Annotated in this window: 20 protein-coding genes, 4 tRNA genes and 2 rRNA genes (1 of these 26 cut by a window edge); all 26 read left to right on the forward strand. The window is 58.9% G+C overall.

Annotated features, from left to right (window positions below; genetic code table 11):
• Positions 1 to 1,734: ribosomal RNA gene (locus AC1ZV1_RS03145) — 23S ribosomal RNA — on the forward strand (it extends 1,157 nt beyond the left edge of the window).
• 134 nt (positions 1,735 to 1,868) lie between these two features.
• Positions 1,869 to 1,984: ribosomal RNA gene (gene rrf, locus AC1ZV1_RS03150) — 5S ribosomal RNA — on the forward strand.
• A 134-nt stretch (positions 1,985 to 2,118) separates the two neighbouring features.
• Positions 2,119 to 3,063, forward strand: coding sequence for a bifunctional biotin--[acetyl-CoA-carboxylase] ligase/biotin operon repressor BirA (birA, locus tag AC1ZV1_RS03155; protein WP_484295493.1), 945 nt, complete (start codon positions 2,119 to 2,121; stop codon positions 3,061 to 3,063).
• Positions 3,053 to 3,802, forward strand: coding sequence for a pantothenate kinase (locus AC1ZV1_RS03160; protein WP_484295494.1), 750 nt, complete (start codon positions 3,053 to 3,055; stop codon positions 3,800 to 3,802). The genes birA and AC1ZV1_RS03160 overlap by 11 nt, the downstream gene beginning before the upstream one ends.
• Positions 3,803 to 3,811: 9 nt before the next feature.
• Positions 3,812 to 4,492, forward strand: coding sequence for an SPOR domain-containing protein (locus AC1ZV1_RS03165; protein ID WP_484295495.1), 681 nt, complete (start codon positions 3,812 to 3,814; stop codon positions 4,490 to 4,492).
• Positions 4,493 to 4,633: 141 nt separating this feature from the next.
• Positions 4,634 to 4,718 (forward strand) — tRNA-Tyr (locus tag AC1ZV1_RS03170).
• Positions 4,719 to 4,743: 25 nt separating this feature from the next.
• A tRNA-Gly gene (locus AC1ZV1_RS03175) sits at positions 4,744 to 4,817 on the forward strand.
• Positions 4,818 to 4,836: 19 nt separating this feature from the next.
• Positions 4,837 to 4,912: transfer RNA gene (locus AC1ZV1_RS03180), tRNA-Thr, on the forward strand.
• 83 nt (positions 4,913 to 4,995) lie between these two features.
• Positions 4,996 to 6,189 (forward strand): elongation factor Tu, encoded by a 1,194-nt coding sequence (gene tuf / locus AC1ZV1_RS03185; RefSeq protein WP_054910987.1) that lies wholly within the window; start codon positions 4,996 to 4,998, stop codon positions 6,187 to 6,189.
• 53 nt (positions 6,190 to 6,242) lie between these two features.
• Positions 6,243 to 6,318 (forward strand) — tRNA-Trp (locus AC1ZV1_RS03190).
• A gap of 42 nt (positions 6,319 to 6,360) precedes the next feature.
• Positions 6,361 to 6,729: a preprotein translocase subunit SecE gene (gene secE, locus AC1ZV1_RS03195; RefSeq protein ID WP_484295496.1), complete on the forward strand. Its 369-nt coding sequence runs from the start codon at positions 6,361 to 6,363 to the stop codon at positions 6,727 to 6,729.
• 9 nt (positions 6,730 to 6,738) lie between these two features.
• The gene (gene nusG / locus AC1ZV1_RS03200; RefSeq protein WP_015475310.1) at positions 6,739 to 7,272 is read left to right on the forward strand and encodes a transcription termination/antitermination protein NusG; all 534 of its coding nucleotides are present in this window, start codon (positions 6,739 to 6,741) and stop codon (positions 7,270 to 7,272) included.
• A 119-nt stretch (positions 7,273 to 7,391) separates the two neighbouring features.
• Positions 7,392 to 7,823, forward strand: coding sequence for a 50S ribosomal protein L11 (rplK, locus tag AC1ZV1_RS03205; protein ID WP_484295497.1), 432 nt, complete (start codon positions 7,392 to 7,394; stop codon positions 7,821 to 7,823).
• Positions 7,823 to 8,518 carry a 50S ribosomal protein L1 gene (gene rplA / locus AC1ZV1_RS03210; protein WP_484295498.1) on the forward strand — a complete coding sequence of 232 codons (696 nt, stop codon included), beginning with the start codon at positions 7,823 to 7,825 and terminating at the stop codon, positions 8,516 to 8,518. The genes rplK and rplA overlap by 1 nt, the downstream gene beginning before the upstream one ends.
• 202 nt (positions 8,519 to 8,720) lie before the next feature.
• A complete protein-coding gene (rplJ, locus tag AC1ZV1_RS03215; protein ID WP_017516429.1) occupies positions 8,721 to 9,221 on the forward strand; it encodes a 50S ribosomal protein L10 in 501 nt (166 codons plus the stop codon).
• A 76-nt stretch (positions 9,222 to 9,297) separates the two neighbouring features.
• Positions 9,298 to 9,666, forward strand: a complete 369-nt coding sequence (gene rplL / locus AC1ZV1_RS03220; RefSeq protein WP_017516430.1) for a 50S ribosomal protein L7/L12 — start codon at positions 9,298 to 9,300, stop codon at positions 9,664 to 9,666.
• 223 nt (positions 9,667 to 9,889) lie between these two features.
• On the forward strand, positions 9,890 to 13,963 hold the full coding sequence (rpoB, locus tag AC1ZV1_RS03225) for a DNA-directed RNA polymerase subunit beta (protein ID WP_484295499.1): 4,074 nt from the start codon (positions 9,890 to 9,892) through the stop codon (positions 13,961 to 13,963).
• A 66-nt stretch (positions 13,964 to 14,029) separates the two neighbouring features.
• Positions 14,030 to 18,229 (forward strand): DNA-directed RNA polymerase subunit beta', encoded by a 4,200-nt coding sequence (rpoC, locus tag AC1ZV1_RS03230; RefSeq protein ID WP_413348497.1) that lies wholly within the window; start codon positions 14,030 to 14,032, stop codon positions 18,227 to 18,229.
• A 154-nt stretch (positions 18,230 to 18,383) separates the two neighbouring features.
• Positions 18,384 to 18,755 carry a 30S ribosomal protein S12 gene (gene rpsL / locus AC1ZV1_RS03235; RefSeq protein WP_015475317.1) on the forward strand — a complete coding sequence of 124 codons (372 nt, stop codon included), beginning with the start codon at positions 18,384 to 18,386 and terminating at the stop codon, positions 18,753 to 18,755.
• An 84-nt stretch (positions 18,756 to 18,839) separates the two neighbouring features.
• On the forward strand, positions 18,840 to 19,310 hold the full coding sequence (gene rpsG / locus AC1ZV1_RS03240) for a 30S ribosomal protein S7 (protein WP_138526794.1): 471 nt from the start codon (positions 18,840 to 18,842) through the stop codon (positions 19,308 to 19,310).
• Between the two features lie 30 nt (positions 19,311 to 19,340).
• Positions 19,341 to 21,476, forward strand: a complete 2,136-nt coding sequence (gene fusA, locus AC1ZV1_RS03245) for an elongation factor G (RefSeq protein WP_024767126.1) — start codon at positions 19,341 to 19,343, stop codon at positions 21,474 to 21,476.
• 29 nt (positions 21,477 to 21,505) lie between these two features.
• The gene (gene tuf, locus AC1ZV1_RS03250; RefSeq protein WP_054910987.1) at positions 21,506 to 22,699 is read left to right on the forward strand and encodes an elongation factor Tu; all 1,194 of its coding nucleotides are present in this window, start codon (positions 21,506 to 21,508) and stop codon (positions 22,697 to 22,699) included.
• Positions 22,700 to 22,854: 155 nt separating this feature from the next.
• Positions 22,855 to 23,166: a 30S ribosomal protein S10 gene (gene rpsJ / locus AC1ZV1_RS03255; protein ID WP_003243886.1), complete on the forward strand. Its 312-nt coding sequence runs from the start codon at positions 22,855 to 22,857 to the stop codon at positions 23,164 to 23,166.
• A gap of 82 nt (positions 23,167 to 23,248) precedes the next feature.
• Positions 23,249 to 23,884 carry a 50S ribosomal protein L3 gene (rplC, locus tag AC1ZV1_RS03260; RefSeq protein ID WP_017521905.1) on the forward strand — a complete coding sequence of 212 codons (636 nt, stop codon included), beginning with the start codon at positions 23,249 to 23,251 and terminating at the stop codon, positions 23,882 to 23,884.
• A 14-nt stretch (positions 23,885 to 23,898) separates the two neighbouring features.
• Positions 23,899 to 24,501, forward strand: coding sequence for a 50S ribosomal protein L4 (gene rplD / locus AC1ZV1_RS03265; protein ID WP_017521904.1), 603 nt, complete (start codon positions 23,899 to 23,901; stop codon positions 24,499 to 24,501).
• A complete protein-coding gene (rplW, locus tag AC1ZV1_RS03270) occupies positions 24,498 to 24,797 on the forward strand; it encodes a 50S ribosomal protein L23 (protein WP_015475322.1) in 300 nt (99 codons plus the stop codon). The genes rplD and rplW overlap by 4 nt, the downstream gene beginning before the upstream one ends.
• Positions 24,798 to 24,804 lie beyond the last annotated feature (7 nt).

Genomic DNA, 24,804 nt, shown 5'->3' on the forward strand with positions numbered 1-24,804 from the left:
CATCGCAAGATGTGCGGTAGAGGAGCGTTCTGTAAGCCTGTGAAGGTGAGTTGAGAAGCTTGCTGGAGGTATCAGAAGTGCGAATGCTGACATGAGTAACGACAATGGGAGTGAAAAACTCCCACGCCGAAAGACCAAGGGTTCCTGCGCAACGTTAATCGACGCAGGGTTAGTCGGTCCCTAAGGCGAGGCTGAAGAGCGTAGTCGATGGGAAACAGGTTAATATTCCTGTACTTCTAGTTACTGCGATGGAGGGACGGAGAAGGCTAGGCCAGCTTGGCGTTGGTTGTCCAAGTTTAAGGTGGTAGGCAGAGATCTTAGGTAAATCCGGGATCTTAATGCCGAGAGCTGATGACGAGTCATCTTTTAGATGATGAAGTGGTTGATGCCATGCTTCCAGGAAAAGCTTCTAAGCTTCAGGTAACTAGGAACCGTACCCCAAACCGACACAGGTGGTTGGGTAGAGAATACCAAGGCGCTTGAGAGAACTCGGGTGAAGGAACTAGGCAAAATGGCACCGTAACTTCGGGAGAAGGTGCGCCGGCGAGGGTTAAGGATTTACTCCGTAAGCCCATGCCGGTCGAAGATACCAGGCCGCTGCGACTGTTTATTAAAAACACAGCACTCTGCAAACACGAAAGTGGACGTATAGGGTGTGACGCCTGCCCGGTGCCGGAAGGTTAATTGATGGGGTTAGCGAAAGCGAAGCTCTTGATCGAAGCCCCGGTAAACGGCGGCCGTAACTATAACGGTCCTAAGGTAGCGAAATTCCTTGTCGGGTAAGTTCCGACCTGCACGAATGGCGTAACGATGGCGGCGCTGTCTCCACCCGAGACTCAGTGAAATTGAAATCGCTGTGAAGATGCAGTGTATCCGCGGCTAGACGGAAAGACCCCGTGAACCTTTACTGTAGCTTTGCACTGGACTTTGAGCCTGCTTGTGTAGGATAGGTGGGAGGCTTTGAAGCGTGGACGCCAGTCTGCGTGGAGCCATCCTTGAAATACCACCCTGGCATGCTTGAGGTTCTAACTCTGGTCCGTTATCCGGATCGAGGACAGTGTATGGTGGGCAGTTTGACTGGGGCGGTCTCCTCCTAAAGAGTAACGGAGGAGTACGAAGGTGCGCTCAGACCGGTCGGAAATCGGTCGTAGAGTATAAAGGCAAAAGCGCGCTTGACTGCGAGACAGACACGTCGAGCAGGTACGAAAGTAGGTCTTAGTGATCCGGTGGTTCTGTATGGAAGGGCCATCGCTCAACGGATAAAAGGTACTCCGGGGATAACAGGCTGATACCGCCCAAGAGTTCATATCGACGGCGGTGTTTGGCACCTCGATGTCGGCTCATCACATCCTGGGGCTGAAGCCGGTCCCAAGGGTATGGCTGTTCGCCATTTAAAGTGGTACGCGAGCTGGGTTTAGAACGTCGTGAGACAGTTCGGTCCCTATCTGCCGTGGACGTTTGAGATTTGAGAGGGGCTGCTCCTAGTACGAGAGGACCGGAGTGGACGAACCTCTGGTGTTCCGGTTGTCACGCCAGTGGCATTGCCGGGTAGCTATGTTCGGAATAGATAACCGCTGAAAGCATCTAAGCGGGAAACTAGCCTCAAGATGAGATCTCACTGGGAACTTGATTCCCCTGAAGGGCCGTCGAAGACTACGACGTTGATAGGTCGGGTGTGTAAGCGCTGTGAGGCGTTGAGCTAACCGATACTAATTGCCCGTGAGGCTTGACCATATAACACCCAAACAATTTGCGTGTTGTACGGTGAAGACGTAACGAACCGAAAGTTCGTGTGAACCGCAAATTACCTGTCACATACCTGAATCTGGATGAGCGTGTGCATCTGCCACGAGCATCCGAAAGAATTGCTTGACGACCATAGAGCGTTGGAACCACCTGATCCCATCCCGAACTCAGTAGTGAAACGACGCATCGCCGATGGTAGTGTGGAGTTTCTCCATGTGAGAGTAGGTCATCGTCAAGCTCCTATCCCAAGACCCCTGGTCAGCTTCGCTGGCCGGGGGTTTTGCTTTTGCGCGCCAGAAAGTCGCGCGATTGCTGCGTAGGCAATTCAGGCATGCCTCTATATGATGCGTGCCTGACTGTTGCGGGGGTGATATGCAGACCTTGCTGAAATTGCTGAGCGATGGCCGTTTTCATTCCGGAGAAGAGCTGGGTGCTCTGCTCGGAGTAAGTCGCAGTGCCGTCTGGAAGCGCCTTGAGGGCTTCGAGCGTGACTACGGCATGATTGTGCAGCGAGTGCGCGGCCGTGGTTATCGCCTGGAAGAGCCATTGAGCCTAATTTCGCCCAGGTCTGATTCCGGCCTGTGGCCTCTCGATGTCCTGTTTTCGATCGACTCTACCAACGCCGAAGCTTTGCGACGTCTCGCTGCCGGCACTGTGGCACCTTTCGCCATTCTCGGAGAGCGGCAGACCGCTGGACGGGGCAGGCGAGGGCGGCCATGGGAAAGCCCTTTCGGCGCCAACCTTTATTACACCCTGGGTATCACCGTTCGGGGTGGTGCGCAGGAGTTGGAGGGGCTGAGTCTGGTGGTCGGTCTGGCCGTCGCACGGGCCGTCCAGATGCTGGGTGTGAAGGATGTCGGCCTCAAGTGGCCGAATGATGTTCTGGTCGGCGGAAAGAAAATTGCGGGAATCCTGCTGGAGCTCACCGGTGATCCCGCTGACATCTGTAGCGTTGCTATTGGCATTGGCATCAATGTGAACATGCGCAAGGCCGAAGCAATCGATCAGCCCTGGACCTCGGTGCGCGAGGCGTTGGGAAGATTGGTCGATCGGAGCGAGTTGCTGCAGGCCCTGGAGTTGCAGCTGGAAAGTGTTCTCTCCCGTCATCGCGAGCGCGGCTTCACGGCTAGTCGCGAAGAATGGGAATCCCTTCATCTATGGCAGGGGCGGCAAGTTACGCTATCTACTGCCGCCAATAATATCGTTGGGCGCGCCCTGGGCATCGATGAGAGAGGCGCATTGCGCCTGCTGGTCGAGGGCAAGGAGTTGAGCTACAGCGGAGGCGAGCTGAGTCTGAGGTTGTCGGATGATTCTTGAGTTGGATTGCGGTAACAGCCTGATCAAGTGGCGGGTGGTCAGAAAGCACGACCTGGTAACCGTCGCGGGTGGGGTGGCTGACTCCGATCAGGCGCTGCTCACGCAGCTCCAGGCTAATGAGGTGGTGGATATTCGCTACTGTCGCATGGTCAGTGTACGCAGTGAGCAAGAAACCGACGCGCTCCGCGCTGGTCTGGAACGCGCTTTTCCCATTACAGTGCAGATTGCTGCGCCTGCCAACGAACTGGGCGGTGTGCTGAATGGCTATCGCGAGTTCCAGCGTCTCGGCATGGACCGTTGGCTTGCTTTGGTCGCGGGGCATTGCCTGGCCGGGCGTGGCTGCCTGGTGCTCGATTTGGGTACCGCAGTCACGTCAGATCTTGTCGATGCTGCTGGTCAGCACCTGGGAGGCTATATCGCGCCCGGAATGCCGCTGATGCGGAGTCAGCTGCGCACCCATACGCGGCGTATTCGCTATGACGACGACGCGGCTCATGTGGCGCTGCAAAACCTGCTGCCTGGAAAGGAAACGTCCGAGGCGGTTGAGCGCGGATGTGTGCTGATGCTGCGCGGCTTCGTAAGAGAGCAGATCGAGCTGGCCAACCGGCTGCTCGGCGACGACTGTGCTGTCTATTTGACCGGGGGGGATGCCGAGCTCGTCAAGGACGAGTCCGCGCGTGCCGTTGTGCTTCCGGATCTCGTATTTCTCGGCCTTGCGCTTGCCTGTCCCATCGAGTGAGTCTGATCCATGCGTTGGTTCTTCCTCTTCCTGCTCGCCCTCAACGTCTTCTATTACGTCTGGCACCAGCAGCAGGCGCCGCTTCGCCCCAAGGAAGTCGCGCCGCTTGGCCTGTTCCATAGCGAAGAGAAGAACATTCGTCTGTTGAGCGAATCGGCTGACGCGCCTCAGCGTCGGACGGTCGAAGAGAAACCGGCCGCGGCGCCTGCTTCCGCATGCGTGTACCTGGGCAGTTTCTCGTCCGAGGAGCGTGGGCGGCAGCTCATGCAGCGTCTGTTGAGTCTGGATGTACAGGCTTCGCTGCAGGCGGTGGATGCCGCTGCCGGGGTGGATTTCTGGGTGTATCTGCCACCCCTGGCGTCGCGCCAGGCGTCGCTGTGGCAGTTGCGTGAGCTGCAAGCACGTAAGATCGACAGCTACATCATCACCGAAGGCGACCTTACCGATGGGATTTCATTGGGTATCTTCCAGCGCAAGGATTCCGCCGATAGCGTGGTCGAGCGTTTGAAGGCCGCGGGTTACGAGGCTCTTGTGCGCGATCTGGCTCGCTCGCAGCATGACTATTGGGCGCAGATAGCCCCGCAAAGCGGGCGTTTGGTGGACGATGCCCTGATGCGCCAACTGGCTCCCGACTTTCCTGAGCTGCAGAAGCAAACAATGCCGTGCAAAAACGTTGCAAGCCACGAATAGTTTGAATAGAATGGCGCCCGCTTCACAGGGGTGGCCTGAAAAGGTTCAGCGCTTGAAGTCGTTGTCGAAGAGCTAAGCTCAAGTTTTTTAAAGAAAAACAGTTGACAACGTGGTGGCAGGCTGTAGAATGCCGCCTCACTCGGAGGGGTTCCCGAGCGGCCAAAGGGATCAGACTGTAAATCTGACGTCTCAGACTTCGAAGGTTCGAATCCTTCCCCCTCCACCAGTTTCAAGCGTGAGCTGCAAGCTCCGCGGGTATAGTTCAGTGGTAGAACCTCAGCCTTCCAAGCTGATGATGCGGGTTCGATTCCCGCTACCCGCTCCAAGTTTGTTGCTTATGTCTTGCTCATGTAGCTCAGCTGGTAGAGCACACCCTTGGTAAGGGTGAGGTCAGCGGTTCAAATCCGCTCATGAGCTCCATCTCGCAAAGGCAGATATGAAAATATCTGCCTTTGTTTTAATGGTGACGTGACTTTCTCAATTCCTTACGGGAGGCGGTCAAGATGGCTAAAGAAAAATTTGAGCGTAACAAGCCGCACGTAAACGTCGGCACCATCGGTCACGTTGACCACGGCAAAACCACTCTGACCGCTGCTCTGACCAAGGTCTGCTCCGAGACCTGGGGCGGCTCCGCTCGCGCTTTCGATCAGATCGACAACGCGCCGGAAGAGAAGGCTCGTGGTATCACCATCAACACCTCTCACGTTGAATACGACTCGCCGGTGCGCCACTACGCTCACGTAGACTGCCCGGGCCACGCCGACTACGTGAAGAACATGATCACCGGTGCTGCCCAGATGGACGGCGCGATCCTGGTTTGCTCCGCTGCTGACGGCCCCATGCCGCAGACCCGCGAGCACATCCTGCTGTCCCGCCAGGTAGGCGTTCCTTACATCGTCGTGTTCCTGAACAAGGCCGACATGGTTGACGACGCCGAGCTGCTGGAACTGGTCGAGATGGAAGTTCGCGATCTGCTGAACACCTACGACTTCCCGGGCGACGACACTCCGATCGTGATCGGTTCCGCTCTGATGGCCCTGAACGGTCAGGACGACAACGAGATGGGCGTTTCCGCCGTGCGCAAGCTGGTAGAAACCCTGGACTCGTACATCCCCGAGCCCGAGCGCGCCATCGACAAGCCGTTCCTGATGCCGATCGAAGACGTGTTCTCGATCTCCGGTCGTGGCACCGTGGTAACCGGCCGTGTTGAGCGTGGCATCGTCAAGATCCAGGAAGAAGTGGAAATCGTCGGTATCAAGGCGACCACCAAGACTACCTGCACCGGCGTTGAAATGTTCCGCAAGCTGCTCGACGAAGGTCGTGCTGGTGAGAACGTCGGCGTCCTGCTGCGTGGCACCAAGCGTGAAGACGTAGAGCGTGGTCAGGTTCTGGCCAAGCCGGGCACCATCAAGCCGCACACCAAGTTCGAGTGCGAAGTGTACGTGCTGTCCAAGGAAGAAGGTGGTCGTCACACCCCGTTCTTCAAAGGCTACCGTCCGCAGTTCTACTTCCGTACCACCGACGTAACCGGCAACTGCGAACTGCCGGAAGGCGTTGAGATGGTAATGCCGGGCGACAACGTGAAAATGGTTGTCACCCTGATCGCTCCGATCGCCATGGAGGATGGCCTGCGCTTCGCGATCCGCGAAGGCGGTCGTACCGTAGGCGCCGGTGTGGTTGCCAAGATCATCGAGTAATCGGTTGATCTTTCTCTCTCGGGCCGGCATAATGGTCGGCCTGACTTTGTTCTAGGCCAGTAGCTCAATTGGCAGAGCGGCGGTCTCCAAAACCGCAGGTTGGGGGTTCGATTCCCTCCTGGCCTGCCAGATTTAAAGATCTGGCACTTCTTTAAACGGGATTCCTAGCAGATGAATGCGAAGGTTGAAGCCAAAGAGTCGCGTCTCGATCTCTTGAAGTGGCTTGTGGTTGCAGTGCTGGTGGTGGTGGCTGTGGTTGCCAACCAGTATTACTCGGCGCAACCGATCTTCTATCGCGTTCTCGGTATCCTCGTGATGGCGGCTGCTGCCGGCTTCCTCGCGCTGCAGACTGTCAAGGGCCGTGCATTCTTTACTCTGGCTAAAGAAGCTCGCGCCGAGATTCGCAAAGTTGTATGGCCGTCTCGTCAAGAGACAACTCAGACCACGCTGATCGTAGTGGCCGTAGTGCTGGTAATGGCGCTGCTGCTTTGGGGGCTCGACTCCCTGCTGGGTTGGCTGGTTTCCATGATCGTAGGTTAAGGGTGTTCCGTGGCTAAGCGTTGGTACGTTGTGCATGCATACTCGGGTTACGAGAAGCATGTCATGCGCTCGCTGATCGAGCGGGTCAAACTGGCCGGCATGGAAGACGGGTTTGGTGAGATTCTCGTCCCCACCGAAGAGGTGGTGGAGATGCGGAACGGCCAGAAGCGCAAGAGTGAGCGCAAGTTCTTCCCGGGCTATGTCCTGGTGCAGATGGAGATGAACGAGGGTACTTGGCACCTGGTCAAGGACACGCCTCGCGTCATGGGCTTCATTGGTGGTACTGCCGACAAGCCGGCGCCGATCACCGACAAGGAAGCTGATGCCATCCTGCGTCGCGTTGCCGATAGTGGTGACAAGCCGAAACCGAAGACTCTGTTTGAGCCGGGCGAGACCGTTCGTGTGATCGATGGTCCGTTTGCTGATTTCAATGGTGTCGTCGAAGAAGTTAACTACGAAAAGAGCCGCATCCAGGTCGCTGTGCTCATTTTCGGTCGCTCTACCCCGGTAGAGCTGGAATTCAGCCAGGTAGAGAAAGTTTAACTGGCACAATGAATCCCACACCCCGCAGCCCTAGGCTGCGGGGTTTTGTCGTCATTGGGATAAACGCGAAAGCAACCGGGGAGCCCGTCAGGGCGTTTGACCCGAATTTGGAGTAGCAAATGGCTAAGAAAATCCAGGCTTACATCAAGCTGCAAGTAAAGGCCGGCCAGGCCAATCCGTCGCCGCCCGTCGGCCCGGCTCTGGGTCAGCACGGCGTGAACATCATGGAATTCTGCAAGGCGTTCAACGCCAAGACCCAGGGCATGGAACCTGGTCTGCCGACTCCTGTGATCATCACCGTTTACAGCGACCGCAGCTTTACCTTTGAAACCAAGAGCACCCCGGCATCCGTTCTGCTGAAAAAAGCAGCCGGCATCTCCAGCGGTTCCGCTCGTCCGAACTCCCAGAAAGTGGGTACCGTGACCCGCGCTCAGCTGGAAGATATCGCCAAGGCCAAGCAGGCTGATCTGACCGCAGCTGACCTCGACGCTGCTGTACGTACCATCGCTGGCTCCGCGCGCAGCATGGGCCTGAACGTGGAGGGTGTGTAATGGCTAAGCTGACCAAGCGTCAAAAGGCTATCGCTGAGAAAGTTGAAGCCGGCAAGCAATACGGCTTCGAAGATGCCGCCAAACTGCTGGCCGAACTGTCGACCATCAAGTTCAAGGAATCCGTGGATATCGCCATCAATCTGGGCGTTGATCCGCGTAAATCCGACCAGGTCGTACGTGGCGCCACCGTTCTGCCGAACGGTACCGGCAAATCCGTACGTGTTGCCGTCTTCACCCAGGGTCCGGGTGTTGAAGCTGCCCTGGCTGCCGGTGCAGACAAGGTTGGCATGGACGAACTGGCTGCCGAAATGAAAGCCGGCGATCTGAGCTACGACGTCGTCATCGCTTCCCCGGACGCGATGCGTGTTGTTGGTCAACTGGGCCAGGTTCTCGGTCCGCGCGGTCTGATGCCGAACCCGAAAGTCGGCACCGTGACTCCGGACGTCGCTACCGCTGTCAAGAACGCCAAAGCCGGTCAGGTGCGTTTCCGTACCGACAAGAACGGCATCATCCACGCCTCCGTTGGCAAGATCGACTTCGAGCCGGTCAAGCTGAAGCAGAACGTGGAAGCGCTGCTGAGCGATCTGAAGCGCCTGAAGCCGTCCTCCTCGAAGGGCGTGTACGTTCAGCGCGTAACCCTGAGCACCACCATGGGCCCGGGTCTGCAGATCGATCAGGCTTCGCTGGAAGGCTGATGAACTAAGTCGAGCAGTGGGTTCGCTCACTGTTCGCAGGTATTGGGGTCCCTGCCTGGCGGGGGCTATCCAAGACCGTAGGCGGCGCAAGCCTTAAACCTCAAGCCTACGCAGATGGTGCTCCCGATTCGTTTACCGAATCAGACACCAAAACGCCGTCCGGCTCCGGCTGGACGAATCGGTAACATCCAGGAGTAAACCCGTGGCAATTAAACTCGAAGACAAGAAGGCCATCGTCGCTGAAGTCAACGAGGCTGCCAAAGCCGGTCTGTCCGCTGTCGTGGTTGATGCACGCGGCGTGACTGTCGGCGCTATGACCGGACTCCGTAAAGAGGCCCGCGCAGCTGGTGTGTACGTGAAAGTCGTACGTAACACCCTGCTCAAGCGCGCCGTTGAAGGCACTCAGTTTGAAGTGCTCAACGACACGTTCAAGGGCCCGACCCTGATTGCTTTCTCCAACGAACATCCGGGCGCTGCCGCTCGTATCTTCAAGGAGTTTGCCAAGGGTCAGGACAAGTTCGAGATCAAGGCGGCCGCGTTCGAGGGTCAGTTCCTCGCAGCCAATCAGATCGACGTGCTGGCGACCCTGCCGACCTACAACGAAGCTGTTGCACAGCTGATGAGCGTGATCCAAGGCGCTACCAGCAAGCTGGCTCGTACTCTGGCGGCAATTCGCGATCAGAAAGAAGCTACCGCAGCCTAAGGCTCGGCATCTGCTTTCAACCTTTTTTGTTTAATTCGATGGCCTTAGGCCGTCACCCAATACAGGAATTAGAGTCATGGCTCTGACCAACGAAGACATCATCTCCGCCGTATCCGAAATGTCCGTCATGCAGATCGTTGAACTGATCAAGGCGATGGAAGAGAAGTTCGGCGTTACCGCTGCTGCCGCTACCGTTGCTGCTGCCGGCCCGGCTGCTGCCGCTGCTGAAGAGCAGACCGAGTTCACCATCGTCCTGGCCGAAGCTGGCGACAAGAAAGTGAACGTGATCAAGGTCGTCCGTGAGCTGACCGGCCTGGGCCTGAAAGAAGCCAAGGCTGTCGTTGACGGCGCCCCGGGCGTGGTCAAGGAAGGCGCTTCGAAAGAAGAAGCCGAAGCTGCCAAGAAAGCCCTGGAAGAAGCAGGCGCCAAGGTCGAGCTCAAGTAAGTTCGTACCTTGCGTCGGCAGCCCGAGCGTTAAGCGACAGGCTGATGGCTGGTGGCAATTGCCACCGGCCTTTTTCCGTTATGGGTGGGGTGCCGTAGGTGCCTCCCATAGCGTGAAAGTCCCGCCACGAGTGGCGGCGCAAACTTAGGGTTTGCACGATTTTTGGGCTGCTCCCCTGTGCGGGAGAGGCCAAACAAGCAGGTGACCAAGCTGGGGAACGCTGATGGCTTACTCATACACTGAGAAAAAACGTATCCGCAAGGACTTTAGCAAGTTGCCGGACGTCATGGATGTGCCGTATTTGCTGGCCATCCAGCTGGATTCCTATCGCGAATTCCTGCAGGCGGGTGCAAGCAAGGACCAGGTCCGAGACATCGGCCTGCATGCGGCCTTCAAGTCCGTCTTCCCGATTATCAGCTATTCCGGCAATGCTGCCCTGGAATACGTCGGCTACCGTCTGGGCGAGCCGGCCTTTGATGTCAAGGAATGCGTGCTGCGCGGTGTGACCTTTGCGGTCCCGCTGCGTGTGAAAGTGCGCCTGATCATTTTCGACAAGGAATCGTCGAACAAAGCGATCAAGGACATCAAGGAACAAGAAGTCTACATGGGGGAAATCCCCCTGATGACCGAGAACGGTACCTTCATCATCAACGGTACCGAACGCGTCATCGTTTCCCAGTTGCACCGCTCCCCGGGTGTGTTCTTCGACCACGACCGTGGCAAGACCCACAGCTCCGGCAAGCTGCTGTACTCCGCTCGCATCATTCCTTACCGCGGCTCCTGGCTCGACTTCGAGTTCGATCCTAAGGACTGCGTGTTCGTTCGTATCGACCGTCGCCGCAAGCTGCCGGCGTCCGTCCTGCTGCGCGCGCTGAACTACAGCACCGAGGAAATCCTCAACGCGTTCTATGACACCAACGTCTACGAGATCAAGGGCGAGACCCTGAATCTGGAGCTGGTGCCGTCGCGTCTGCGTGGCGAGATCGCCAGCTTCGACATCAAGGACGCTGCCGGCAAGGTCATCGTTGAAGCGGGCCGCCGCATCACCGCGCGCCACATCAACCAGCTCGAGAAGGCTGGCATCAGCCAGCTGGAAGTGCCGTTCGACTACCTGATTGGCCGTACCGTGGCCAAGGCTGTCGTGCACCCGGCTACCGGCGAGATCATCGCCGAGTGCAACACCGAGCTGACCGTCGATGCCCTGGCCAAGATCGCCAAGGCCCAGGTTGCGCGCCTGGAAACCCTGTACACCAACGACATCGACTGCGGTCCGTTCATCTCCGACACGCTGAAGATCGACTCCACCAGCAACCAACTCGAAGCGCTGGTCGAGATCTATCGCATGATGCGTCCCGGTGAGCCGCCGACCAAGGAAGCCGCCGAGACCCTGTTCGGCAACCTGTTCTTCAGCGCCGAGCGTTACGACCTGTCCGCCGTTGGCCGCATGAAGTTCAACCGTCGTATCGGTCGTACCGAGATCGAAGGCGCCGGCGTCCTGAGCAAGGAAGATATCGTCGAGGTCCTCAAGACTCTCGTTGCCATCCGTAACGGCAAAGGCATCGTCGACGACATCGATCACCTGGGTAACCGTCGCGTCCGTTGCGTCGGCGAGATGGCCGAGAACCAGTTCCGCGTTGGCCTGGTGCGCGTCGAGCGCGCGGTCAAGGAACGTCTGTCGATGGCCGAAAGCGAAGGCCTGATGCCGCAGGACCTGATCAACGCCAAGCCGGTGGCTGCCGCGATCAAGGAGTTCTTCGGTTCCAGCCAGCTCTCGCAGTTCATGGACCAGAACAACCCGCTCTCCGAGATCACCCACAAGCGCCGCGTCTCCGCACTCGGCCCAGGTGGTCTGACCCGTGAGCGCGCCGGCTTCGAGGTTCGTGACGTACACCCGACCCATTACGGCCGCGTGTGCCCGATCGAAACCCCTGAAGGTCCGAACATCGGTCTGATCAACTCCCTGGCCACCTATGCTCGCACCAACAAGTACGGCTTCCTGGAAAGCCCGTATCGCGTGGTGAAGGAAGGTCTGGTCAGCGACGACATCGTCTTCCTGTCCGCGATCGAAGAAGCCGATCACGTGATCGCCCAGGCTTCGGCAACCCTGAACGAAAAGGGTGAGCTGATCGACGAGCTGGTTGCCGTACGTCACCTGAACGAATTCACCGTGAAGGCGCCGGAAGACGTCACCCTCATGGACGTATCGCCGAAGCAGGTCGTTTCCGTCGCTGCCTCGCTGATTCCGTTCCTCGAGCACGACGACGCCAACCGTGCACTCATGGGTTCGAACATGCAGCGCCAAGCTGTACCGACCCTGCGCGCCGACAAGCCGCTGGTGGGTACCGGCATGGAGCGCAACGTCGCCCGTGACTCCGGTGTCTGCGTGGTTGCCCGTCGTGGCGGCGTGATCGACTCGGTCGACGCCAGCCGTATCGTGGTCCGCGTGAATGACGATGAAGTCGAGACTGGCGAAGCCGGCGTCGACATCTACAACCTGACCAAGTACACCCGCTCCAACCAGAACACCTGCATCAACCAGCGTCCGCTGGTGCAGAAGGGTGACCAGGTTTCGCGCAGCGACATCCTGGCCGACGGTCCGTCCACCGACATGGGTGAGCTGGCTCTGGGTCAGAACATGCGCGTAGCGTTCATGCCCTGGAACGGCTTCAACTTCGAAGACTCCATCTGCCTGTCCGAGCGCGTGGTCCAGGAGGATCGATTCACCACGATCCACATCCAGGAACTGACCTGCGTTGCCCGTGACACCAAGCTCGGCCCAGAAGAAATCACCGCGGACATCCCGAACGTGGGTGAGGCTGCGCTGAACAAGCTGGACGAAGCCGGCATCGTCTACGTCGGCGCCGAAGTTCAGGCCGGCGACATCCTGGTCGGCAAGGTCACCCCGAAAGGCGAGACCCAGCTCACTCCGGAAGAGAAGCTGCTGCGTGCGATCTTCGGTGAGAAGGCGTCCGATGTGAAGGACACCTCCCTGCGCGTGCCGACCGGCACCAAGGGCACCGTCATCGACGTACAGGTCTTCACCCGCGATGGCGTGGAGCGCGACAGCCGCGCTCTGTCCATCGAGAAGATGCAGTTGGATGAGATCCGCAAGGATCTGAACGAAGAGTTCCGCATCGTTGAAGGCGCCACCTTCGAGCGTCTGCGTTCTGCTCTGGTCGGTGCCAAGGCTGACGGCGGTCCTGCCCTGAAGAAAGGCGCAGAGATCACCGACGAGTACCTGGATGGCCTCGAGCGCGGCCAGTGGTTCAAGCTGCGTATGGCGGAAGATGCCCTGAACGAGCAGCTGGAGAAGGCCCAGGCCTACATCAGCGACCGCCGTCAGATGCTGGACGACAAGTTCGAAGACAAGAAGCGCAAGCTGCAGCAGGGCGACGACCTGGCGCCGGGCGTGCTGAAGATCGTCAAGGTCTACCTCGCTATCAAGCGCCGCATCCAGCCGGGCGACAAGATGGCAGGCCGCCACGGTAACAAGGGTGTGGTCTCCGTGATCATGCCGGTCGAAGACATGCCGCACGATGCCAACGGTACCCCGGTTGACATCGTTCTGAACCCGCTGGGCGTGCCGTCGCGTATGAACGTCGGTCAGATCCTCGAAACCCACCTGGGTCTCGCGGCCAAGGGCCTGGGCGAGAAGATCAACCGCATGCTCGAAGAGCAGCGCAAGATCGCCGAGCTGCGTGTGTTCCTGAACGAGATCTACAACGAGATCGGCGGCCGCCAGGAGAGTCTGGACGAGCTGAACGATAACGAGATCCTCGCTCTGGCCAACAACCTCAAGGGCGGCGTGCCCATGGCTACCCCGGTATTCGACGGTGCCAAGGAGCGCGAGATCAAGGCCATGCTGAAGCTGGCCGATCTGCCGGAGAGTGGTCAGATGCGTCTGTATGACGGCCGCACCGGCAACCAGTTCGAGCGTACGACCACTGTGGGTTATATGTACATGCTCAAGCTGAACCACCTGGTCGATGACAAGATGCACGCACGTTCCACCGGCTCCTACAGCCTGGTTACCCAGCAGCCGCTGGGTGGTAAGGCGCAGTTCGGTGGCCAGCGTTTCGGGGAGATGGAGGTCTGGGCGCTGGAAGCCTACGGTGCCGCCTACACCCTGCAGGAAATGCTGACCGTGAAGTCGGACGACGTGAACGGCCGTACCAAGATGTACAAGAACATCGTGGACGGGGATCACCGCATGGAGGCCGGCATGCCCGAGTCCTTCAACGTGCTGATCAAAGAGATCCGCTCGCTCGGCATCGATATCGAACTGGAAACCGAATAACACGTGACGTCAGAACGGTGCGGCTGGTCAAGGCCGGTCGCACCGGGTCCGTGAGGAGGAAAGGCCTTGAAAGACTTGCTTAATCTGTTGAAAAACCAGGGTCAGATCGAAGAGTTCGATGCCATTCGTATTGGCCTGGCCTCGCCCGAGATGATTCGTTCCTGGTCCTTCGGCGAAGTCAAGAAGCCGGAGACCATCAACTACCGTACCTTCAAGCCGGAGCGTGATGGCCTGTTCTGCGCCAAGATCTTCGGCCCGGTGAAGGACTACGAGTGCCTGTGCGGTAAGTACAAGCGCCTGAAACACCGTGGTGTGATCTGTGAGAAGTGCGGCGTGGAAGTCGCGCTGGCCAAGGTGCGCCGTGAGCGCATGGGCCACATCGAGCTGGCCTCGCCGGTCGCCCATATCTGGTTCCTGAAGTCCCTGCCGTCCCGTATCGGCCTGCTGCTGGACATGACCCTGCGTGACATCGAGCGCGTGCTCTACTTCGAGAGCTACGTGGTGATCGATCCGGGCATGACCACCCTCGAGAAGGGGCAGCTGCTGAACGACGAGCAGTACTTCGAAGCCCTTGAAGAGTTCGGTGACGACTTCGACGCCCGCATGGGTGCGGAAGCCGTTCGCGAGCTGCTCAACGCTATCGATCTGGAGCACGAGATCGGCCGCCTGCGTGAAGAGATTCCGCAGACCAACTCCGAAACCAAGATCAAGAAGCTGTCCAAGCGCCTGAAGCTGATGGAGGCCTTCCAGGGCTCCGGCAACCATCCCGAGTGGATGGTGCTGACCGTCCTGCCGGTGCTGCCGCCGGACCTGCGCCCCCTGGTTCCGCTGGATGGCGGCCGCTTCGCGACCTCAGATCTGAACGATCTGTATCGCCGCGTGATCAACCGTAACAACCGTCTGAAGCGCCTGCTCGATCTGGCTGCTCCGGACATCATCGTGCGCAACGAAAAGCGCATGCTGCAGGAAGCTGTCGACGCCCTGCTGGACAACGGCCGTCGCGGCCGTGCCATCACTGGCTCGAACAAGCGCCCGCTGAAGTCCCTGGCCGACATGATCAAGGGCAAGCAAGGTCGCTTCCGTCAGAACCTGCTCGGCAAGCGCGTGGACTACTCCGGTCGTTCCGTAATTACCGTAGGTCCGACCCTGCGTCTGCACCAGTGCGGTCTGCCGAAGAAAATGGCCCTGGAGCTGTTCAAGCCGTTCATCTTCGGCAAGCTGGAAGGTCGTGGCATGGCCACCACCATCAAGGCTGCCAAGAAGATGGTCGAGCGCGAACTGCCGGAAGTGTGGGACGTGCTCGCCGAGGTCATCCGCGAACACCCCGTACTGCTGAACCGTGCGCCGACCCTGCACCGTCTGGGCATCCAGGCGTTCGAGCCGGTACTGATCGAAGGTAAGGCCATCCAGCTGCACCCGCTGGTCTGCGCCGCGTACAACGCCGACTTCGACGGTGACCAGATGGCCGTTCACGTTCCGCTGACCCTCGAGGCTCAGTTGGAAGCGCGCGCGCTGATGATGTCCACCAACAACATCCTGTCGCCCGCCAACGGCGAGCCGATCATCGTTCCGTCGCAGGACGTGGTAATGGGTCTGTACTACATGACCCGGGAAGCGATCAACGCGAAGGGCGAGGGCATGGCCTTTGCCGACCTGCAGGAAGTTGACCGCGCGTACCGCAGCGGCCAGGTGTCCCTGCACGCCCGCGTGAAAGTGCGCATCAACGAGAAGGTCAAAGGTGAAGACGGTCAGCTGACCGCCAACACCCGCATCGTCGACACCACCGTTGGCCGTGCGCTGCTGTTCCAGGTTGTTCCGGCCGGCCTGCCCTTCGACGTGGTCAACCAGTCGATGAAGAAGAAGGCGATCTCCAAGCTGATCAACCATTGCTACCGCGTGGTGGGCCTGAAAGACACCGTCATTTTCGCTGACCAGCTGATGTACACCGGCTTCGCCTACTCGACCATCTCCGGTGTGTCGATCGGCGTGAACGACTTCGTTATCCCGGATGAAAAGGCGCGCATCATCGATGCCGCTACCGAGGAAGTGAAGGAGATCGAAAGCCAGTATGCCTCCGGCCTGGTAACCCAGGGCGAGAAGTACAACAAGGTGATCGACCTCTGGTCCAAGGCCAACGATGAAGTGTCCAAGGCGATGATGGCCAACCTCTCGAAAGAGAAGGTGACCGATCGCGAGGGCAAGCAGGTCGACCAGGAGTCGTTCAACTCCATGTACATGATGGCGGACTCCGGTGCGCGGGGTTCCGCGGCCCAGATCCGTCAGCTGGCCGGTATGCGTGGCCTGATGGCCAAGCCGGATGGCTCCATCATCGAGACCCCGATCACTGCGAACTTCCGTGAAGGCCTGAACGTACTCCAGTACTTCATCTCCACTCACGGTGCTCGTAAAGGTCTGGCGGATACCGCACTGAAGACTGCGAACTCCGGTTACCTGACCCGTCGTCTCGTCGACGTGGCCCAGGACCTGGTCGTGACCGAGATCGACTGCGGCACCGAGCATGGCCTGGTCATGTCTCCGCACATCGAAGGCGGCGACGTGGTTGAGCCGCTGGGTGAGCGCGTCCTCGGTCGCGTGATCGCTCGCGACGTGTTCAAGCCGGGCAGTGACGATGTGATCGTCGAAGCCGGCACCCTGATTGACGAGAAGTGGGTCGACTTCCTCGAGCAGATGAGCGTTGACGAAGTCGTTGTGCGTTCTCCGATCACCTGCGAGACCCGCCATGGCATCTGCGCCATGTGCTACGGCCGCGATCTGGCTCGTGGTCACCGCGTGAACATCGGTGAGGCTGTCGGCGTTATCGCTGCCCAGTCGATCGGTGAGCCGGGTACCCAGCTGACCATGCGTACCTTCCACATCGGTGGTGCGGCCAGCCGTACTTCCGCCGTGGACAACGTACAGGTCAAGAACGGCGGCACCATTCGCCTGCACAACCTGAAGCACGTAGAGCGTGCCGATGGCGCGCTGGTAGCGGTTTCCCGTTCCGGTGAGCTGGCGGTAGCCGACGACTTCGGTCGTGAGCGCGAGCGCTACAAGCTGCCGTACGGTGCGGTAATCTCCGTGAAGGAAGGTGACAAAGTCGACCCGGGCGCCATCGTCGCCAAGTGGGACCCGCACACCCACCCGATCGTCACCGAGATGGACGGCACCGTGGCCTTCGTGGGCATGGAAGAGGGCATCACCATCAAGCGCCAGACCGACGAGCTGACCGGTCTGACCAACATTGAAGTGATGGATCCGAAGGATCGTCCGGCGGCCGGCAAGGACATCCGTCCGGCCGTGAAGCTGATCGACGCTGCAGGCAAGGATCTGCTGCTGCCGGGTACCGACGTACCGGCCCAGTACTTCCTGCCGGCGAACGCCCTGGTCAACCTCAACGATGGGGCGAAAGTGCGCATCGGTGACGTTATCGCGCGTATCCCGCAGGAAACCTCGAAGACCCGCGACATCACCGGTGGTCTGCCGCGCGTTGCCGACCTGTTCGAAGCTCGTCGTCCGAAAGAGCCTTCGATCCTGGCGGAAATCAGCGGCACCATCTCCTTCGGCAAGGAAACCAAGGGCAAGCGTCGCCTGGTCATCACTCCCACCGACGGTAGCGATCCGTACGAGGAACTGATTCCGAAGTGGCGTCACCTAAACGTGTTCGAAGGTGAACAGGTAAGCCGTGGTGAAGTGATCTCCGACGGCCCGAGCAACCCGCACGACATCCTCCGTCTGCTGGGTGTGAGCTCGCTGGCCAAGTACATCGTCAACGAGATCCAGGACGTTTATCGTCTGCAGGGCGTGAAGATCAACGACAAGCACATCGAGACCATCCTGCGCCAGATGCTGCGCAAGGTCGAAGTGGCCGAGTCGGGCGATTCGTCCTTCATCAAGGGCGACCAGGTCGAGCTGGTTCACGTGCTGGAAGAGAACGAAGTGCTGGGTACCCAGGACAAGTTCCCCGCCAAGTACGAGCGCGTTCTGCTGGGTATCACCAAGGCCTCGCTGTCCACCGAGTCGTTCATCTCGGCGGCATCCTTCCAGGAGACCACCCGCGTCCTCACCGAGGCGGCCGTCACCGGCAAGCGCGACTTCCTGCGCGGCCTGAAGGAGAACGTGGTCGTGGGTCGTCTGATCCCGGCAGGTACGGGTCTGGCCTACCACAGCGAGCGCAAGCGTCAGCGCGAGCTCGGCAAACCGCAGCGCGTGAGCGCGAGCGAGGCCGAAGCAGCACTGGCCGAAGCGCTCAACCTGAGCGGTAACTAAGCCTCAAACAAAGCCCCGGTTGTCTTGACAACCGGGGCTTTGTCTTGACTGCGTTCCGTAAGCTCTTTAGTATCTTGTACCCCGAAAATTGGCAGGGCGCATGCTCTGCCCATTTTCGTTTTTAAGTGTCGTAAGACAATCAGTGGAGCTATAGATGGCAACTATCAACCAGCTGGTGCGCAAGCCGCGCAAGCGCCTGGTAGACAAGAGCGGCGTTCCTGCCCTGCAGAACTGCCCTCAGCGTCGCGGCGTATGCACCCGCGTATACACCACCACCCCGAAGAAGCCGAACTCCGCACTGCGTAAGGTGTGCCGTGTTCGTCTGACCAACGGTTTCGAGGTTTCCTCGTACATCGGCGGTGAAGGCCACAACCTGCAGGAGCACAGCGTAGTGCTGATCCGCGGCGGTCGTGTAAAGGACCTTCCGGGTGTTCGTTACCACACCGTGCGCGGTTCGCTGGATACCTCCGGCGTTAAAGACCGTAAGCAGGGTCGTTCGAAGTACGGCGCGAAGCGTCCGAAGTAATTTTGTTTTCCTATTTTCTGAGTCGATAAGAGTAAGGTCGGGCATCGTCCCGGGCTAACCTGAAGACCGTTTGAGGGCTTATCAATGCCAAGACGTCGTGTAGCGGCCAAGCGTGAGATCCTGGCCGATCCTAAATACGGAAGCCAGATCCTGGCGAAGTTCATGAACCACGTGATGGAAAGCGGCAAGAAAGCCGTTGCCGAGCGTATCGTTTACGGTGCTCTGGACAAGGTCAAAGAGCGCGGTAAAGGCGACCCCCTGGAACTCTTCGAAAAAGCACTCGACGCCATCGCTCCGCTGGTCGAAGTGAAGTCCCGCCGTGTTGGCGGTGCTACCTACCAGGTTCCGGTCGAAGTACGTCCGTCCCGTCGTAATGCACTGGCCATGCGTTGGCTGGTGGACTTCGCCCGCAAGCGTGGCGAGAAGTCCATGGCTCTGCGCCTGGCTGGCGAGCTGCTGGATGCCGCTGAAGGCAAAGGCGCTGCCGTCAAGAAGCGTGAAGACGTGCACCGTATGGCCGAGGCCAACAAAGCGTTCTCGCACTACCGCTTCTAATTACGGCAACAACACTTCTGCGAGGGCTTTATGGCTCGTAACACAGCAATCAACCGCTACCGGAACATTGGTATCTGCGCCCACGTTGACGCGGGCAAGACCACCACCACCGAGCGGATCCTGTTCTACACAGGTCTCAGCCACAAGATGGGTGAGGTGCATGACGGCGCTGCCACTACCGACTGGATGGTGCAGGAGCAGGAGCGTGGTATTACCATCACCTCCGCTGCAATCACCACCTTCTGGGAAGGTTCGCGCGGCCAGTACGACAAGTACCGCGTAAACGTCATCGACACCCCCGGCCACGTAGACTTCACCATTGAAGTTGAGCGCTCCCTGCGCGTGCTGGACGGTGCTGTCGTTGTATTCTGCGGCACCTCCGGCGTTGAGCCTCAGTCCGAAACCGTATGGCGTCAGGCCAACAAGTACGGCGTTCCGCGTATCGTTTACGTGAACAAGATGGACCGCGCTGGCGCCAACTTCCTGCGCGTCGTCGGTCAGATCAAGAACCGCCTGGGTCACACCCCGGTTCCGGTTCAGCTGGCCATCGGTGCAGAAGATGACTTCCAGGGTCAGGTTGACCTGCTGAAGATGAAGGCCATCTACTGGAACGAAGACGACAAGGGCACTTCCTATCGCGAGGAAGAAATTCCTGCCGATATGGTCGAGCTGGCTACCGAGTGGCGCAACAACATGGTCGAGGCTGCTGCCGAAGCCAACGAAGAGCTGATGAACAAGTACCTGGAAGAGGGTGAGCTGTCGATCGAAGAGATCAAGGCTGGCCTGCGTCTGCGTACTATCGCCTGCGAAATCGTACCGGCTGTCTGCGGCTCCTCGTTCAAGAACAAGGGCGTGCCCCTGGTTCTCGACGCCGTGATCGACTTCCTGCCTGCTCCGACCGAGATCCCGGCGATCCAGGGTATCCACCCGGATCACATTGACGACGGCGACGATGCTCCGAAAGACGAGCGTCCGGCTGACGACAATGCTCCGTTCTCGGCTCTGGCATTCAAGATCGCCACTGACCCGTTCGTAGGTACTCTGACCTTCGTTCGCGTCTACTCGGGCGTTCTGGAGTCGGGTAACTCGGTTATCAACTCCGTGAAAGGCAAGAAAGAGCGCGTTGGTCGTATGGTGCAAATGCACGCCAACCAGCGTGACGAGATCAAAGAAGTGCGCGCTGGCGACATCGCTGCTCTGATCGGCATGAAGGACGTCACCACCGGTGACACCCTGTGCGATATCGAGAAGCCGATCATCCTCGAGCGTATGGACTTCCCGGAGCCGGTAATCTCGGTAGCTGTTGAGCCGAAGACCAAGGCTGACCAGGAGAAGATGGGTATCGCCCTCGGCAAGCTGGCTCAGGAAGACCCGTCGTTCCGCGTCAAGACCGACGAAGAAACCGGCCAGACCATCATCTCCGGTATGGGTGAGCTGCACCTGGACATCCTCGTCGACCGCATGAAGCGTGAATTCGGCGTCGAGGCGAACATCGGCAAGCCGCAGGTTTCGTACCGCGAAACCATCTCGAAGGACAACATCGAGATCGAAGGCAAGTTCGTTCGCCAATCCGGCGGCCGTGGCCAGTTCGGTCACTGCTGGATTCGCTTCTCCGCTCCTGATGTGGACGAGAAGGGCAACATCACTGAAGGCCTGGTCTTCACCAACGAAGTCGTGGGCGGTGTGGTTCCGAAGGAATACATTCCGGCCATCCAGAAGGGCATCGAAGAGCAGATGAAGAACGGCGTTGTTGCCGGCTATCCGCTGATCGGCCTGAAGGCGACCGTCTTCGATGGTTCCTACCACGACGTCGACTCCAACGAGATGGCGTTCAAGATCGCCGCTTCCATGGCAACCAAGCAGTTGGCTCAGAAGGGCGGCGGCAAGGTTCTGGAGCCGATCATGAAGGTGGAAGTGGTGACTCCTGAGGACTACATGGGTGACGTGATGGGTGACCTGAACCGTCGTCGTGGTCTGATTCAGGGGATGGAAGACTCGGTTTCCGGTAAGGTTATCCGTGCCGAGGTTCCGCTGGGCGAGATGTTCGGTTATGCAACCGACGTGCGTTCCATGTCCCAGGGTCGCGCTAGCTACTCCATGGAATTCTCCAAGTATGCTGAAGCTCCGGCGAACGTCGTCGAAGCTCTGGCCAAAAAACAAGCTTGATTCAGCTCTTTTAGTAAGAGGTTACTCTCGTGGCTAAAGAAAAATTTGAACGTAACAAACCGCACGTCAACGTCGGCACCATCGGTCACGTTGACCACGGCAAAACCACTCTGACCGCTGCTCTGACCAAGGTTTGCTCCGAGACCTGGGGCGGCTCCGCTCGCGCTTTCGACCAGATCGACAACGCGCCGGAAGAGAAGGCTCGTGGTATCACCATCAACACCTCTCACGTTGAATACGACTCGCCGGTGCGCCACTACGCTCACGTAGACTGCCCGGGCCACGCCGACTACGTGAAGAACATGATCACCGGTGCTGCCCAGATGGACGGCGCGATCCTGGTTTGCTCCGCTGCTGACGGCCCCATGCCGCAGACCCGCGAGCACATCCTGCTGTCCCGCCAGGTAGGCGTTCCTTACATCGTCGTGTTCCTGAACAAGGCCGACATGGTTGACGACGCCGAGCTGCTGGAACTGGTCGAAATGGAAGTTCGCGATCTGCTGAACACCTACGACTTCCCGGGCGACGACACTCCGATCGTGATCGGTTCCGCTCTGATGGCCCTGAACGGCCAGGACGACAACGAGATGGGCGTTTCCGCCGTGCGTAAGCTGGTAGAAACCCTGGACTCGTACATCCCCGAGCCCGAGCGCGCCATCGACAAGCCGTTCCTGATGCCGATCGAAGACGTGTTCTCGATCTCCGGCCGCGGCACCGTGGTAACCGGCCGTGTTGAGCGTGGCATCGTCAAGATCCAGGAAGAAGTGGAAATCGTCGGTATCAAGGCGACCACCAAGACTACCTGCACCGGCGTTGAAATGTTCCGCAAGCTGCTCGACGAAGGTCGTGCTGGTGAGAACGTCGGCGTCCTGCTGCGTGGCACCAAGCGTGAAGACGTAGAGCGTGGTCAGGTTCTGGCCAAGCCGGGCACCATCAAGCCGCACACCAAGTTCGAGTGCGAAGTGTACGTGCTGTCCAAGGAAGAAGGTGGTCGTCACACCCCGTTCTTCAAAGGCTACCGTCCGCAGTTCTACTTCCGTACCACCGACGTAACCGGCAACTGCGAACTGCCGGAAGGCGTTGAGATGGTAATGCCGGGCGACAACGTGAAAATGGTTGTCACTCTGATCGCTCCGATCGCCATGGAAGATGGCCTGCGCTTCGCGATCCGCGAAGGCGGTCGTACCGTAGGCGCCGGTGTGGTTGCCAAGATCATCGAGTAATCGCTGATCCGCTCCAGAAAAAGGGACCCTTCGGGGTCCCTTTTTCGTTGAGTTGGTTAAATATTGACACCCCCCAGGCGCATCCGTACAATTGCGCCTCCTTTTAACGGGCGGAGTCCGTCCGTTGGGAATGGCAACTTGGAGTCTGAGGTCAAATGCAAAATCAACAAATCCGTATTCGGTTGAAGGCTTTTGATCACCGCCTGATCGACCAATCTACCCAGGAAATCGTGGAAACCGCGAAACGTACTGGCGCTCAGGTGCGTGGTCCGATTCCTCTGCCGACCCGCAAGGAACGTTACACCGTGCTGATTTCCCCGCACGTCAACAAGGACGCTCGTGACCAGTACGAAATTCGTACCCACAAGCGTGTTCTCGACATCGTTCAGCCGACCGACAAAACCGTCGACGCGCTGATGAAGCTCGACCTTGCTGCTGGCGTCGAAGTACAGATCAGCCTCGGCTAATGCCTTCGGCATTGGTCGTGTAACGCTCTGAAATGGGCGGCCATAGCGGGTGAAAGCCCCGTACACTAAAGAGGTTCTAAAGATGACAATTGGTGTTGTCGGTCGTAAGTGCGGCATGACCCGCATCTTCACCGAAGATGGTGTCTCTATTCCGGTTACGGTCATTGAAGTCGAGCCGAATCGCGTCACCCAGTTCAAAAACGAAGAGAGCGATGGCTATCGCGCCGTGCAGGTAACTGCTGGCGAGCGTCGTGCTTCTCGCGTGACCAAGGCGCAAGCCGGTCACTTTGCCAAGGCGAATGTCGCCGCCGGTCGCGGCGTGTGGGAATTCCGTCTGGGCGAAGAGGAGTTCAAGGCAGGCGATTCCATCTCTGTCGATCTGTTCCAGGCAGGCCAGCTGGTAGACGTTACCGGCGAGTCCAAGGGTAAAGGCTTCGCCGGTACCATCAAGCGCTGGAACTTCCGTGGTCAAGATAACACCCACGGTAACTCCGTTTCCCACCGCGTCCCGGGTTCCATCGGCCAGTGCCAGACTCCTGGTCGAGTGTTCAAGGGCAAAAAAATGTCGGGCCACCTGGGTGCTGAGCGCGTAACCGTTCAATCCCTTGAGGTCGTGCGTGTCGATGCAGAGCGCAATCTGCTGCTGGTCAAAGGTGCCGTTCCCGGCGCTACCGGTGGTGATGTGCTGGTGCGTCCGGCAGCCAAGGCTCGCGGTTAAGAGAGGAAGCTGAGATGCAACTGAATGTAAATGGCGCTCAGGCGATCGAAGTTTCCGAGCGTACTTTTGGTAGCGAATTCAACGAGACCCTGGTTCACCAGGCAGTCGTAGCCTACATGGCTGGCGGCCGTCAGGGCACCAAGGCTCAGAAAACTCGTTCCGAAGTCTCCGGTGGTGGCAAGAAGCCGTGGCGTCAGAAGGGCACTGGTCGTGCTCGTGCTGGCACCATCCGTAGCCCCATCTGGCGTGGCGGCGGCGCGACCTTCGCGGCCAAGCCCCAGGATCACTCCCAGAAGCTCAACAAGAAGATGTACCGCGCTGCTCTGCGCTCCATCCTCTCTGAGCTGGTTCGTCTGGATCGTCTGGTTGTCGTTGCCGACTTCGCTGTCGATGCACCGAAGACCAAAGGTCTGGTCAGCAAGCTGGAAGGCCTGGGCCTTAAAGATGTACTGATCGTCACCGAAGGCGTCGATGAGAACCTGTACCTGGCAGCTCGCAACCTGGCCCACGTCGATGTGCGTGACGTCCAGGCTTCCGATCCGGTCAGCCTCATCGCCTACGACAAGGTGCTGGTCACCGTGTCCGCCGTGAAGAAGTTCGAGGAGCTGCTGGCATGAACCAGGAACGCGTATTCAAAGTGCTGCTGGGCCCGCATATCTCCGAGAAGGCCACTGGCCTGGCGGACGGCAACAGCCAATTCGTTTTCAAGGTTGCCACTGATGCAACCAAGCTGGAAATCAAGAAGGCCGTAGAAAGCCTGTTCGGCGTGAAAGTACGTCGCGTCACGACCCTGAACGTTCAGGGCAAGACCAAGCGTACCGTTCGCGGCCTGGGCAAGCGTAACGACTGGAAAAAAGCGTACATCGCTCTCCAGCCGGGCCAGGATCTCGATTTCGCAGCTGGCGCTGAGTAAAGGGGTG

Source organism: Pseudomonas sp. BB438 (assembly GCF_057180225.1).